Genomic DNA, 13,198 nt, shown 5'->3' with positions numbered 1-13,198 from the left:
ACCCCCGCACATGTCGGAGTCGGAGCGTCCCAGTGCGCGCGCCCTCCTCAGACGGACCCTCGCGCTCGAACGCGACGTGCTCGTGCTCTCGGCGGCGATGTTCGCGTTCTCGCTCGGCTTCCAGGCGACCGGGCGGTACATGCCCCGGTATCTCTCGATTCTCGGGGCGAGCGGGCTCGCCGTGGGGCTCTACGGCTCGCTCGGCAACCTGCTCGGGGCGGTCTACCCCTACCCGGGCGGCGCGCTCTCCGATCGCATCGGCTCCCGGCGGGCGCTCACGCTGTTCGGGCTGGCCTCCACCCTCGGCTTTCTCGTCTGGCTCGCGGCCCCCGCGTTCGGCACCGTCTCGCTCCCGCTCGCCGGCACTGTCCCAATCGGGATTTTCCTCGGCCTCCTCCTGGTGCAGTCGTGGAAGTCGCTCGGGCTGGGGGCCACCTTCGCCGTCGTGAAGCAGGCCGTCCCCCCCGAGCGGCTCGCGGCGGGGTTCGCAGCCACCGAGACCGTCCGCCGGCTCGCCTTCCTCCTCGGCCCGCTCTTCGCCGCGGCGGCCATCGGCGCGTTCGTCTTCGAGACGGGGTTCCGGCTCGTGCTCGCGGGCGCGGCCGTCGCCGCGCTCGTCGGCACCGTCGCCCAGCACGTCCTCTACACGCCCTCGGACCGGCTCGGGAAGTCGTTCGCCGGAGTCGCGAGCGTCGTCGAGGACCTGCGGTCGCTCCCCGAGGAACTCCCTCCGCTGCTCGCCGGCGACACGCTCGTCCGGTTCGGCAACGGGATGGTCCACGTGTTCGTCGTGCTCGTCGTCACCGAGGCGAAGCCCGTGAGCGCCACCCTCCCGGTCGTCGGCACCCTCTCGCCGGACGCCTTCTTCGGCGTCCTCCTCGCGGTGGAGATGGCCGTCGCGCTCGTCTCGATGGTCCCCGTCGCCCGCCTCGCGGATGCGTGGGGGCAGAAACCCGTCGTGGCGCTGGGGTTCCTCGTCTACGCCACCTTCCCCGCGCTGCTCGTGCTCGCGCCCGCCTCCGCGGGGGTGTACCTCGCGCTGTTCGCCTTCTCCGGGCTCCGGTTCGCGGGGCTGCCGGCGCACAAGGCGCTCATCGTCGGCCCGGCGAGAGCGAACGAGGGGGGCCGCGTCACGGGCTCGTACTACCTCGCGCGCAACACGATCGTGATCCCGAGCGCCGCCCTTGGGGGCGTCCTCTACGAGCTGAGCCCGACGCTCGCCTTCTCGACGGCGACGGTGGTCGGCCTCCTCGGGGTGGTGGTCTTCGCCGTCTTCGGAAAACGGTTCGAGACCTAGCCCAGCCGCTCGTACAGCGCCTCGGCGGTCTCCGCGGTCACCAGCTCCGCGCTCTCGTCCTCCCCATCGAAACAGGCGAACCGCTGTGTCGGCGCCGTCTCCCGAACGTCGACGAGCCCCTCGCTCAGTTCCCCGCCGACGCCGAAGTGGACCGTCTCCCCGTCGGCGACGGCGACGTCCTCGTTCCCCATCGCGTAGGGGGTCGCCCCCGCGACCGGTCGCTCCAGCGCGGTCGCGAGCGCGCGGACGCTCGCCCGCAGGTCCTCGCGGGCGGCCTCGTTCCGGAGCGCCGCGAGATGATGGACCGCACCCGGCCCCTGCCCCACGTCGTGGGGGTAGCGCACGGCCCGCTGCATGAACGAGACGGAGTGGCCGACGGCCTCGCGCAGCGGCTCCCCGGTCGCGAGCCGGGCCGCGATGGCCGCGGAGAGCGTACAGCCGGAGCCGTGGGTCGCGTCGGTGTCGACCCGCGGGTGCTCGGCGGTTTCGATGTACTCCGCCGTGACGAGGGTGTCCCGTACCGTCTCACCCTCGACGTGCCCGCCCTTCACGAGCGCGGCGTCGGCGCCCATCACGAGCAGGCGCTGGCCGGCCAGTCTAGCCCCGGCCTCGTCCGTGGGTTCCACGTCGGTGAGGACGGCCGCCTCGTCGGCGTTCGGGGTGACAAGCGTCGCCTCCGCGACGAGCGCCTCGTAGGCCTCCTCCGCCTCGGGAGAGAGGAGGCGGTCGCCCGACGTGGCGACCATCACGGGGTCCACGACCACCGGAACCTCGCGGTCGCGGACGAACGCGGTGACGAGCTCCACCACCTCGCGGGTGGCGAGCATCCCCGTCTTGACCGCGCGCACGTCGAAATCCGCGATAACCGCCTCCAGCTGGGCCTCGATCTCCTCCGTGGGAAGCACGTGCGAGGAGCTCACTCCGGTCGTGTTCTGGGCGGTGACCGCGGTGACGGCGCTCGTCCCGAACGCGCCGTGGGCCTCCATCGTCTTCAGGTCGGCCTGAATCCCCGCGCCGCCTCCCGAGTCCGAGCCGGCGATGGTGAGCGCGACGGGGCGCTCCTCGGGGAGGGGCTCACGCATCGGCACCACCTCGCAGGGCAGAGAGCGCGGGCCAGAACGGGTCCGCTCCGGGGTGGGGCGTCGCCTCGCCGTCCATCACGAGCCCGCTCCCCGCCTCGACGGTGCCGACCTCGGCGGCGGGGATCCCCTCGCTTGCGAGGGCCGCGAGCACGTCGTCGGCGCCCTCGGGGCGAACGGTGACGAGGAGCGTCCCCTCCGAACTCGCCGCGAAGGGGTCGATACCGAGGTGCTCGCACACCTCGTGCACCCCGGGGAGGACGGGAAACCGTTCCGTCTCCACGTCGATGCGGACCCCGGCGGAGTCGGCCATCTCCCAGAGCCCGCCCGTGATGCCCGCCTCCGTGGCGTCGTGCATCGCGGTGACGGGGCCGGCAGCGGCCGCGACGAGGGCGTCCCGGACGGGCGAGCAGTCCGCGAACCGCTCCTGCGCGGCCTCGACGACCGAGTCGGGGAGGTCCTCGCGGAGCGCCTCCGCACAGAGAACCCCCACCGTCGCGACGGACTCGATGGCCGGCCCCTTCGTGGCGAGTACGCGGTCACCGGGCCGGGCGCCGTCCGGTCTGACGACGGCATCGTGGTCGCCGACGGCGAGACAGGTCCCCCCGCCGAGCATCGGGTACGAACAGCCCTCGTAGCGCGCGGTGTGGCCGGTGGCGATGCTCACGCCGAATCTCTGGGCCTCCTCGGAGAAGACGCGCTGGATGGTCTCGAACTCCTCGTCCGGGGTGCCGGGCGGGAGGTTGAAATCCACCGCGAGATGACTGGGCGGGATACCCGACACCGCGGCGTCGGACAGCAGGATGTGGACGCCGAACCAGGCCGCGCGTTCGAGTCCCAGCTCGCGGAGGACGTAGACGGGGTCCGTCGCCAGCACGACGGCTTGCCCCCCGATATCGAGGACGCCGAAGTCGACGCCGTGGCGGGGGCCGATACGCACGTCCTCCCGACTCGCACCGGTGTACGGCTCGATGTGGCGGTGGAAGAACGCCGAATCCACCTTGCCGTGATCGCTCATACTCGGTTATACGACCGAGTGATGATAGGGTTGGCCCTTCTACTCGGTTCGCGCGCGTCGCTCCCACCGCGGGCCCGCGCGTCGCGCGAGCACCCAGCCGACCGCCCCCGCGGCGGCCGCGAGGGCGACGGCCGCGACCGAGAGCTCGAACTCGGCGAGGGGGTAGGCGATGGCGAGCACCACCAGGGGGAGGAGGACGGCCATCATGGCGACCGTGAACAGCGCGAAAATGGGCGTGTCGAACAGCAGCTCGGTGGGGCGTAAGCCGGCGACGTAGGCGGTGACGCCGAAGACGTAGAGGGACAGGGGGAGGTAGACGAGTCCCCCGACGAGGAGCGTTCCCGACCCGAACACCCACGCACCGAGCGCGAGGTAGAAGAGGCCGGTGGGGGTGGCGAGGAGGAGATACCCCAGCAGCTTCGCGCGGAAGACGCGCGGCAGCGACACCGGATACCGGAGGTAGAACGTCTCGTCTTCGAACTGGCAGAGCCAGTTGTAGGTGGTAAAGGCGCCGAGTGCGAGCACCGCCGAGAGCGAGAGCCCCGGCGAGGGGCGCACGGGGACGATGTTCGGGATGTATCTGAGCAGCACGGCGATGACGCCGAAGACGAGCCCCTGTGAGAAGACGACCTTCCACAGCCCACCGGACGAGCGGGCCACGTCGAGCAGCGACTTGGCGAGGCTCCCGTGGTCGTCGAGGCCCCCGAGCCGTCGATGGAGGGCCCGGAACTGGTTGTCCGCGGTGCGGACGGGGACGTGGCGGTCGAACTCGAAGCGCCACGCGCCGAGCGCGCCGAGCGCGAGGGGGAGGAGTAGCGACCCTGCGAACGCCGGCAGCGAGGGCGACTCGTAGAGCCCGAAGGGGGTCAGCCCGACGACGATGTCGGGATACAGGACGCCGACGGCGAGCACGGCGAGGGCGAACCCGAGCGCGAGCAGCCGGGAGTCGGTCGCCAGCCCCACGAGCGCGAGCGAGAGGCCGACGCCGAGGGCGAACGCGAGCCACGCCGTGACGAGAAGCAGGGGGATCGCCGACACCGGCATCGTCCCCAGCAGCGCGAGCGGGAGCGTCCCCACGACGAGGGGGGCGATGAAGAGAATTGCATAATAGGCCACGTCCTTCACGATGAACACCAGGAGAAGGCGGCGCTCGGAGACGGGGAGGGTGCGCGCGGCGTAGATGAGCAGCGTGGTGTCGCCGAGGAGGTTCTCGAGGGCGTCGCGGCCGACGAGGCCGATGCTCCCGACCTGCAGGCCGACGAGCAGGACGACGACGTGTAACCCCCCCAGGAGCGCGGTCTCCGAGGCGCCCGCGTAGGCGAAGAACGCCGCGGTGCCGGCCGCGAGCAGGGTCAGGAACGCCGGAAAGAGGGCGAACCGCGTTCCACCGAAGAGCCGGGAGTGGAGCCGCCACTCCTCGCGGACGAGCTGGTCGAACAGGAACCGGTAGGAGACGCTCATGCCTCCGCGGGGTCCTCGGTCATCGCGTCGGTCTCGACGGTGTCGAAGAAGCGGTCGAGGAGGCTCTCACCGTCGAGTTCGCGGGGGTCGAGCTCCGCGAGCAGGCGACCGCGGGAGACGATACCGACCTGGGTACACACCTCCTGGGCGGTGGCGATGAAGTGCGTGGAGAGGAAGACGGTGTTGCCGGCGTCGGCGTAGGTGCGGAAGAAGCGCTTCGCGCGCTCCTGCATGATCGGGTCCAGATTGGTGAGCGGTTCGTCGATGAAGACGACCGGGGGTTCATGCAGGAACGCCTGCGTGATCATCACCTTCTGGCGCTCGCCCTGCGAGAGGTCCGTACAGAGGGTGTCGAGTTTCGCCTCGAAGGAGAGGCGGTCGGCCCACTGCGCGACGCGCTCGTCGACCGTCTCGTCCGAAAGCTCGCGGGCCGCCGCGACGAAGTCGAAGTACTCGCGGACGGTGAGAAACGAGGGCGGGCGGCCGTTCTCGGGGAGAATCCCCACCTGCTCGCGCGCCTGCACGGGGTTGGCGACGGGGTCGACGCCCGCCACCCGCGCGGTGCCGGAATCGGGCTCCAGCTGCCCGGTGAGGACGTTGATGGTGGTGGATTTTCCCGCGCCGTTGGGGCCGAGGAAGCCGAACAGCTCTCCTCGGGGAACGGTCAGGGTGAGATCGTCGAGCGCCACGACCTCGCCGTACCCCTTGCGCAGCCCTGCGGTCTCGATGGCGGGTGGCCTGTCGGTCATCGCTCCGGAGTACTCCCCTGACGACCGTATAGCCTGCGGCGATTCGCCGTCGGTCTCGGCGTGTCGGCCCGAACCGGGCAGAATCTCCCCGAAAGGGTCACCACAAGGGATACCCCGAGGTGCCCTACCCGTGGTATCCAGTGGCGGGACCTGCGTCGGGTGGCCGGTCCGGGTGTGGCGACCCACTCTCGTGGTCGACCCGGACGCATCTCGTGGTCGACCCGGACGCATCGCGCTCCGGACCGCACTGGACGGCGAGCGTACCGCGGCACACCGACCACGGTGCCCCGCGCTCGTGTACGGCGACGGCACGCGCCCACTCCCCTTTTGTACGCCGCTCCCCTTCTCCCGATGATGAGCGACAGCATCACCGTCTTCTCGGACTACGTCTGTCCGTTCTGTTATCTCGGACGGAAATCACTCGACCAGTACCAGGCCGACCGCGAGGAGGAGTTGGAGATCGACTGGCACCCGTTCGACCTCCGGAGCCAGAAGCGCCGTCCCGACGGCTCCATCGACTTCTCCGTCGACGACGGGAAGGACGACGACTACTACGCGCAGGCGAAGGAGAACGTCCGGAAGCTCCAGGCGAAGTACGACGTGGAGATGGAACTCGACCTCGCGACGGATATCGACTCGCTGCCCACGCAGGTCGCCTCCTACTATCTGAAAGAGCACGCGGACTACGAGACGTGGCTGGCGTTCGACGAGGCCGTCTTCGAGGCGCTCTGGCAGGAGGGCCGTGATATCGGCGACCGCGAGGTCATCCTCGAACTCGCCGAGGAGGCCGGCGCCGACCCCGACGAGGTCGCCTCGGCGCTGGACGACGACACGCTTCGGGAGGAGCTGACCGCGCAGTTCACGGAGGCGCAGCAGCTGGGCGTGACGGGCGTCCCCACCTTCGCCTACGAGGGGTACGCCGCGCGCGGGGCGGTCCCGCCGGAGCACCTCGACCGGCTCGTCGAGGGGACGTAACCCCGATATCGGCGGTCCCCGTCCCCGTTCTCGACCGGACCTCCCCCGTCTCCACCGAACCCACCCGTTTCACCCCGGTTCGTCGGCGTCGGCTTTTACTCCTCTACGCCATCTGAGCGGCCAGACTGCCGTCTCCGACGGCGACCAGCTCATGGCACCAACACGACTCCTCATCCTCGTGGTCGCCATCCTCGCGTGGACCGGGGGTGCGCTCGCGACCTCGCTCACCGACCCGGTCTCGGTCACCGTCAGCCCCGACCCTGTCTCCGCGGGGAACACCGCCCTCTCCGTCGCGGTCGGCTTCGCCGCCGACCCCGGGCCGGGCACCGTCACCGTCACCGTGAGCGACGCCGCGGGCGGGTCGGTCACGAACAGCGCGGCCGCGAGCGGCGTCACCACGACGGTCCCCGTCGACGTGGCGAGCCTCGCGGACGGCACCCTCACCGTGAGCGCCACGTTCACCGACGGGACCGGAGCGACGGGCGCCCCCGCGACGACGCAGGCCTTCAAGGACACGGTCGCGCCCACCGTCACGCTGAACGCCACGGGCGGGCAGGCCGCGACGGTCACCGTCACGAGCGACGAACCCCTCGCGTCGCTGTCCGTGCAGGCCGGCCCGGAGACGCTCTCGCTCGCCGACTTCACCGGCGACACCGCCACCGTCCAGCTCCCCGACGGCACCCACGAGATCGCCGTCGTCTCGGCGACCGACGGGGTCGGCAACGCCGCGGGCGCGGTTCCCGCGACGAGCGTCGCCGTCGACGCCACGCCCCCGAGCGTGACCCTGCTCGCGCCCACCGACGCGCTCCTGACGGACGCCTCCCCCACGGTGTCGGCGACCGTCACGGACACCATCGCCCTCGCGAACGTCTCGCTCACCGTCACCGACGCGACGGGGGCGACGACGCTCGTCCCCGGCGACGCGGGCGTCACGCTCGACGGGAGCAGCTTCACCGCCGACCTCGCCGCCGCCGGTGTCACCATCACCGACGGGAACGCGAGCCTCACGCTGGCCGCGACGGACACGACCGGTAACGTCGCGAGCGCGAGCCACGCCTTCGAGATGGACGCGCTCGGCCCGGCCGTCTCCACCTTCGACTTCCGGTTCACCAACGGCGAACTCCGGCTGGAGGTCGACGCGGGCGAGCCGCTCTCCACGCTCCGGGTGGACGTGGACGGCCCCGAAGGCTACGTCCTCACGAAGGAGGACTTCACCGTCGCCGGCACCCGCTACACCGTCTACCGCACCCCCATCCAGGGGACCTACCGCGTGACGCTCCTGGAGGCGACCGACGCGGTCGGGAACCCGATGCAGGCGCCCCGCACCGCGACGGCGACTACCGACGTCATCTCCCCGTTCATCGAGGAGTTCGCCGTCCGCACCACCGACTCCACGGTGACGGTGACGGTCGTTTCCAGCGAGCCGCTCGACACGTTCACGGTCCAGCTCGTCGGCGACGGCCGGCGGACGCTCGACGAGAACGACTTCCGCGGGTTCCGGAGCTACAGCTACACCCTCCCCAACGCCCGCCCGGGTGGCTACCGCGCGACCCTGCTCGACGCCACCGACGCCGCCGGCAACGCGGCGACGGTCGGGCACACCGCGAGCGCCATCATCGAGGAGCCCCCGGCCCCGACGCCCGTGCCGACGGCCGTCCCCGCCACGCCCGTCCCGACGGTCGCGACTCCGGAGCCGCTTCCGGAGACGGCGGCTCCGCCGATGGCTCAGTCGTCGGTCCAGCCGTCCGCGTCGTCGCTCGCCCCCGTCGTCGTCCGGGCCGCGGTCGACACCGCGGGCGTCACCGCCGGCGAGGAGCTCGCCGTCTTCGCGACGGTGTACAACCCCGCGCCGACGGAGGCCGAGCTCGCGGTGAAGCTCTACGTCGACGGGGTGCCCGTCGAGACCGTCCTCGTCGTCGTCCCCGGCGAGACCGCCACGGAGCTCCTGCTCACCGAGACGTTCGTGCTCCCCGGCGAGTACACCGTCCGCGTGGGGGAGGTCGACGCCGGCACGGTGACGGTGTGGCCCGCCGGCGAGACGCCCGCCGCGGACCCCGCGCCCGCCTCCGCCGGGGCCTCGGGCGGTGGCCCGGACCTCGCCATCGCGACCGGGGTGGCCGTCCTCACGCTCCTCGGTGGCGCCGTCGCCCTCTCGATGCGGATGCGGGGCTGACCGGGGTCTCGGCCGTCGCTCGTCGGGACACTGGACTCGCGGACGCGTCGCTCACGGAGTAAGGACAGGGCGGCCCGTGAGGGCCGTCACGTGGGTGTGACAGAGGTGGGGTTATTATTCTTTGGCACGCGCCAACCGCGTGGCCCGATCACGCCGTGTGCTCGTCTAAGAACGCCACCACGTCGCTCGCGCCCTGGAACCCTTCTGCCTTCCGGGCGATCTCCTCCCCGTCGCGGACGAGGACGAGCGTCGGCACGGAGCGCACGTTCCACTCCTCCACCAGCTCCATGTCGTGTTCGGGGTTCACCATCGCGACCGTGACGTCCCGGGCGCGGGCGACGTTGCCCAGCACGGGCTCCATCGCCTGACACATCGAACACCCCTTCGTGTAGAACTCCACGAGCACCTCGTCGTGGTCGGCGAGTACCGATTCCAGCGCCGCGCGGTCCCCCGGTCTGAGGGGTTTCTGTGAGAGACGCATACCCCTCCTTTGGGGCCCCGCCTTTTCCCCTTCACGCCCGTTGCGCGGGTCGCACACGACCCCTTCTCACTCCCTCTCGCGCCACTCCCGCTCTAAGAGCCCGAAGTGGTGGGTGTCGACGTACGCCCCGTCGACGAAGTCGTCCTCGCGGTGGACGCCCTCCTCGCGGAAGCCGGCGGACTCGAGGAGCTCCCGGGAGGCCTCGTTGAAGCCGAACACCTCGGCCTGTAGCCGGTGGAGCCGACACTCGTCGAAGACGTACGCACAGACGAGCTCCAGGGTCTCGCGGGCGTACCCCTCGCGCCGGTGGTCGCTGGCGATCCAGTAGGCGACCGTCGCCGTCCCCGTCTCCCGGTCGAGGGGGTCGAGCTCGACGGCGCCCACCCGCTCGCCGCCCGCCTCGATGATGAGGTGGACCGCGGTCGGGTCCTCCGTGGCGTCCGTCCAGTACTCCCGTTCGGCGTGGAGGTTGGTGGGGAAGCTCTGGCCGCCGGCCGCACGACGAATCTCGGGGTCGTTCGCGCCGTCGCGGACGAACGCGAGGTCGTCCTCCTCGACGGGTCGCAGGACGACCCGGTCACCCTCGATGAAGCTGGTCATACCCCCTTCTCGTCCGCCCACCCCTTCAACGGTCCTCCCCGGACTCGGGCAATCGTGACCGCTATACCCGACGAGGCGCAGGAGGAGATATGGACGACGCGTTGGGCGCGCCGGCGAAGATGGCGGAGCGCCGCGAGGACCTGACGCCGATGCTCTCGCAGTATCTCGAGCTGTGTGAGCGCTACGACGACTGTCTCGTACTGTTCCAGGTGGGCGACTTCTACGAGGCGTTCTGTGAGGCCGCGGAGACCATCGCCCGCCTCCTGGAGATCACGCTGACGAAACGCGAGGACTCCACGGGTCGCTACCCGATGGCCGGCATCCCCATCGACAGCGCGGAGTCGTACATCGAGACGCTGCTGGATGCGGGCTACCGCGTGGCCGTCGCGGACCAGGTGGAGGACGCCACCGCGGCCTCGGGGCTCGTCGACCGCGCGGTGACGCGCGTGGTCACCCCGGGGACGCTCACCGAGGACGAACTCCTTCCAGGAGATGACAACACCTTCGTCGCGGCCCTCGCCGGTCCGGACCCCTACGGCCTCGCCATGCTCGACGTCTCGACGGGGGATTTCTACGTCACCGGCTCCGACTCGGGGGAGGCGATCCGCGACGAGATCGGCCGGTTCGGCCCCGCGGAGGCCGTCATCGAGCCCAGGCTCTCCTCGGGACTCTTCGACCCCGAGACCATGGTCACCCCGTTCCGACCGGACGCCTTCGAGCGGTCCGGGCTCGTGGACAGCTACTTCGGCGACCCGGAGACCCTGCTCGCCACGGAGGCCGAGATCCGGGCCTGTGGCGCCCTGCTGGCCTACGCGGAGTACACCCGCGGCGCGGAGGGGGACGGCGAGGTCGACAGACTGGACTACCTCACCCACCTCACGCGCTACGACCCGCGCGAGTACATGCTGCTCGACCCCGTGGCCATCCGCTCGCTGGAGGTGTTCGAGCGCCGTGGCATCGGGGGGGAGGCGGACGCCACCCTCGCCGGGGTGACCGACGAGACGGCGTGTGCGCTCGGGCGGCGTCGGCTCACCGACTGGCTCCGCCGACCCCTCCTCGACCCCGAGCGAATCGCGGGCCGGCACGACGCCGTGGGCGAACTCGCCCGCTCACCCGCGACGCGCGAGACGGTTCACGACCTGCTTCGGGACGTGTACGACCTCGAACGGCTCATCTCCCGCGTGTCGCGGGGGCGCGCGAACGCCCGCGACCTGCGCTCGCTCGCGGCCACGCTGGGGGTCGTCCCCGACGTGCGCGAGGCGCTCGCCGACTGCGAGTGTGCCCGTCTCCGGGAGCTCCACGACAATCTCGACCCGGTCACCGAGGTCCGCGAGCTCGTCGACCGGGCCATCGCGCCCGAACCGCCCATCGAACTCACGGAGGGCGGCCTGATCCGGGAGGGGTACGACGGCGACCTCGATACCCTTCGCGCGACCGAGCGCGAGGGGAAGGCGTGGATCGATTCCCTCCAGGAGCGCGAACGCGAGCGCACCGGCATCGACTCGCTGAAAGTCGGCTTCAACCAGGTGCACGGCTACTACATCGAGGTCACCAACCCGAACCTCGATGCGGTGCCCGAGGACTACCAGCGTCGCCAGACCCTGAAGAACTCCGAGCGGTTCGTCACGCCCGAGTTGAAGGAGCGCGAGGAGGAGATCGTCCGGGCCGAGGGCCGCGCGGACGAGTTGGAGTACGACCTGTTCTGCGAGGTGCGCGAGCGGGTGGGCGAGGCCGTCGAACGCGTCCAGCGGCTCGCGGACGCCCTCTCGCGACTCGACGCGCTCCAGTCCTTTGCCACCGTCGCGGCGGAACACGGCTACGCGCGCCCCGAGTTGGGCCACGACGGCGTCCACATCGAGGGGGGTCGCCACCCCGTCGTCGAGCGTACCCAGCCCTCCTTCGTCCCGAATCCGACGGACCTCTCGCAGGGTGCGCTCGCCGTCATCACCGGGCCGAACATGGCCGGCAAGTCGACCTACATGCGGCAGGTCGCACTCATCCAGATCCTCGCGCAGGCGGGGGCGTTCGTCCCCGCGAGCGAGGCCCGGCTTCCCGTCGTGGACCGCGTCTTCACGAGGGTGGGTGCCTCCGACGACATCGCGGGTGGCCGCTCGACGTTCATGGTCGAGATGTCCGAGCTCTCCACCATCCTCTCGCGGGCGGACGAGGACTCGCTCGTCCTCCTCGACGAGGTCGGGAGAGGCACGTCCACCGCCGACGGCCTGGCCATCGCCCGCGCGGTCACGGAGTACCTCCACGACGAGGTGGGCGCGACCACCCTCTTTGCGACCCACCACCACGCGCTCACCGAGACGGCCGAGCGACTTCCCCGCGCCACCAACCTCCGGTTCGAGGCCGACGGGACGGGTGAGACGGTCACCTTCGACCACCGGGTCGAGGAGGGCGCGGCGACCGGTTCGTACGGTATCGAGGTGGCCCGGAGCGCCGGGGTTCCCGACGCGGTCGTGGCACGGGCTCGGGAACTGCTGGAGGGGAATCCGAGAACGAACGGGCACCGCGAGAACGGCCATCGGGACGACGTTCGTGAGCGACTCGATGATGTAGACCTCGCGGAGACGACACCCCTGGAGGCGTTCGAGATCCTGCGCGACCTGAAAAATTAGGGTTCCAGCGCGACGAACTCCAGCCCCTTCTCGGCTAAGAGCTCCCGCGCCCGGTCGGTGACGCTCGGGGCGACGAGAATCCCTCTGAGTTCGGTACCCTCGGGCAGGTCGCGTTCCAGCGCCTCGACGTACCGGGAGAGCTGTCCCACCGCGTCCGGGCCGACCCGCCGGCGTTTCAGCTCCACGACGACCGTTCTGCCCTCGTCGTCCTCGCCGTAGATGTCCACCGCGCCGGCGGGGGTCTCGCGCTCGGTAGCGAGCGGCTGGAAGCCCGCCTCGACGAGCGCGGGGGTATCGAGGATGCGGCCCCGGAGGTCTTCCTCCGTCCCTTCCAGCGAGAGCTCCTCCTCGTCCGTGACCTGGAAGACGGCGGCGTGGTCGAGACTGGAGAAGGCGACGTGGAGGTGTTCTTCGGGGGTCGTGCGCTCGGAGCGGAGATGGAGCTCCCCGTCTTCGACCGCGACGAACTGCTCGCTGCCGGGGGGTTGCCAGTTCACGGGCTGGTGGCCCGCGTCGGTGTGGACGAGGACGGTCCCGTCGGGTTTGCACATGACGTGGCGGTCGCCGGGGCCGAGCGTGGAGCTGGCGCGGCCCTCGTAGTCGACGGTACAGCGACCGAACAGCGTGACGAGGCCGTCCGAGTCGAGCCCGTCGAGGACGAGCCGGTGGGCAGCGTCGGCGTCCGGGTCGGAGAGCACGCGTGGCATGCCCCTCCGTTTCCGGTGGAGGGGGAAAACGACA

Annotated in this window: 11 protein-coding genes; 4 read left to right on the top strand and 7 right to left on the bottom strand. The window is 71.0% G+C overall.

What is annotated here, in order from left to right; translation table 11 throughout:
• The first annotated feature begins 10 nt into the window (after positions 1-10).
• Positions 11-1,297, top strand: coding sequence for an MFS transporter (locus tag ACQUQR_RS08575; RefSeq protein WP_435196047.1), 1,287 nt, complete (start codon positions 11-13; stop codon positions 1,295-1,297).
• Here the strand turns inward: ACQUQR_RS08575 and thiD are convergent.
• The 4 genes from thiD to ACQUQR_RS08555 are packed head-to-tail and all read right to left on the bottom strand — an operon-like array spanning position 1,294 to position 5,604.
• Positions 1,294-2,379 carry a bifunctional hydroxymethylpyrimidine kinase/phosphomethylpyrimidine kinase gene (gene thiD / locus ACQUQR_RS08570; protein ID WP_435196046.1) on the bottom strand — a complete coding sequence of 362 codons (1,086 nt, stop codon included), beginning with the start codon at positions 2,377-2,379 and terminating at the stop codon, positions 1,294-1,296. The genes ACQUQR_RS08575 and thiD overlap by 4 nt on opposite strands.
• Positions 2,372-3,394 carry an AIR synthase family protein gene (locus tag ACQUQR_RS08565; RefSeq protein ID WP_435196045.1) on the bottom strand — a complete coding sequence of 341 codons (1,023 nt, stop codon included), beginning with the start codon at positions 3,392-3,394 and terminating at the stop codon, positions 2,372-2,374. The genes thiD and ACQUQR_RS08565 overlap by 8 nt, the downstream gene beginning before the upstream one ends.
• Before the next feature lie 39 nt (positions 3,395-3,433).
• Complete coding sequence (locus ACQUQR_RS08560) at positions 3,434-4,855, bottom strand: hypothetical protein (RefSeq protein ID WP_435196044.1); 1,422 nt, start codon at positions 4,853-4,855, stop codon at positions 3,434-3,436.
• Complete coding sequence (locus ACQUQR_RS08555) at positions 4,852-5,604, bottom strand: ABC transporter ATP-binding protein (RefSeq protein ID WP_435196043.1); 753 nt, start codon at positions 5,602-5,604, stop codon at positions 4,852-4,854. Before ACQUQR_RS08555 ends, ACQUQR_RS08560 begins: the two co-directional genes overlap by 4 nt.
• Before the next feature lie 354 nt (positions 5,605-5,958).
• On the opposite strand from ACQUQR_RS08555, the gene ACQUQR_RS08550 reads away from it, so the two are divergent.
• Together ACQUQR_RS08550 and ACQUQR_RS08545 are read left to right on the top strand one after the other, a co-directional pair.
• Positions 5,959-6,579, top strand: coding sequence for a DsbA family oxidoreductase (locus ACQUQR_RS08550; RefSeq protein ID WP_435196042.1), 621 nt, complete (start codon positions 5,959-5,961; stop codon positions 6,577-6,579).
• A gap of 151 nt (positions 6,580-6,730) precedes the next feature.
• Entirely contained in the window at positions 6,731-8,752 is a 2,022-nt protein-coding gene (locus tag ACQUQR_RS08545; protein ID WP_435196041.1) for a hypothetical protein, read from the top strand.
• Between the two features lie 148 nt (positions 8,753-8,900).
• On the opposite strand, the gene ACQUQR_RS08540 is transcribed toward ACQUQR_RS08545, so the two are convergent.
• Positions 8,901-9,233, bottom strand: a complete 333-nt coding sequence (locus ACQUQR_RS08540) for a thioredoxin family protein (protein ID WP_435196040.1) — start codon at positions 9,231-9,233, stop codon at positions 8,901-8,903.
• A gap of 66 nt (positions 9,234-9,299) precedes the next feature.
• The gene (locus ACQUQR_RS08535; protein ID WP_435196039.1) at positions 9,300-9,833 is read right to left on the bottom strand and encodes a GNAT family N-acetyltransferase; all 534 of its coding nucleotides are present in this window, start codon (positions 9,831-9,833) and stop codon (positions 9,300-9,302) included.
• A gap of 89 nt (positions 9,834-9,922) precedes the next feature.
• Between ACQUQR_RS08535 and mutS the strand changes: the two genes are divergently transcribed.
• On the top strand, positions 9,923-12,457 hold the full coding sequence (gene mutS, locus ACQUQR_RS08530; protein WP_435196038.1) for a DNA mismatch repair protein MutS: 2,535 nt from the start codon (positions 9,923-9,925) through the stop codon (positions 12,455-12,457).
• Here mutS and nucS read toward each other — a convergent pair.
• On the bottom strand, positions 12,454-13,164 hold the full coding sequence (gene nucS, locus ACQUQR_RS08525) for an endonuclease NucS (RefSeq protein ID WP_435196037.1): 711 nt from the start codon (positions 13,162-13,164) through the stop codon (positions 12,454-12,456). The two genes, mutS and nucS, sit on opposite strands and share 4 nt — an antisense overlap.
• Between the last annotated feature and the right edge of the window lie 34 nt (positions 13,165-13,198).

The organism is Natronomonas sp. EA1, from assembly GCF_051195035.1.
GTDB lineage: Archaea > Halobacteriota > Halobacteria > Halobacteriales > Haloarculaceae > JBNTJV01.
The sequence above is the reverse complement of the archived record's forward strand: the minus strand, read 5'-3'. Positions and strand labels throughout refer to the sequence as shown.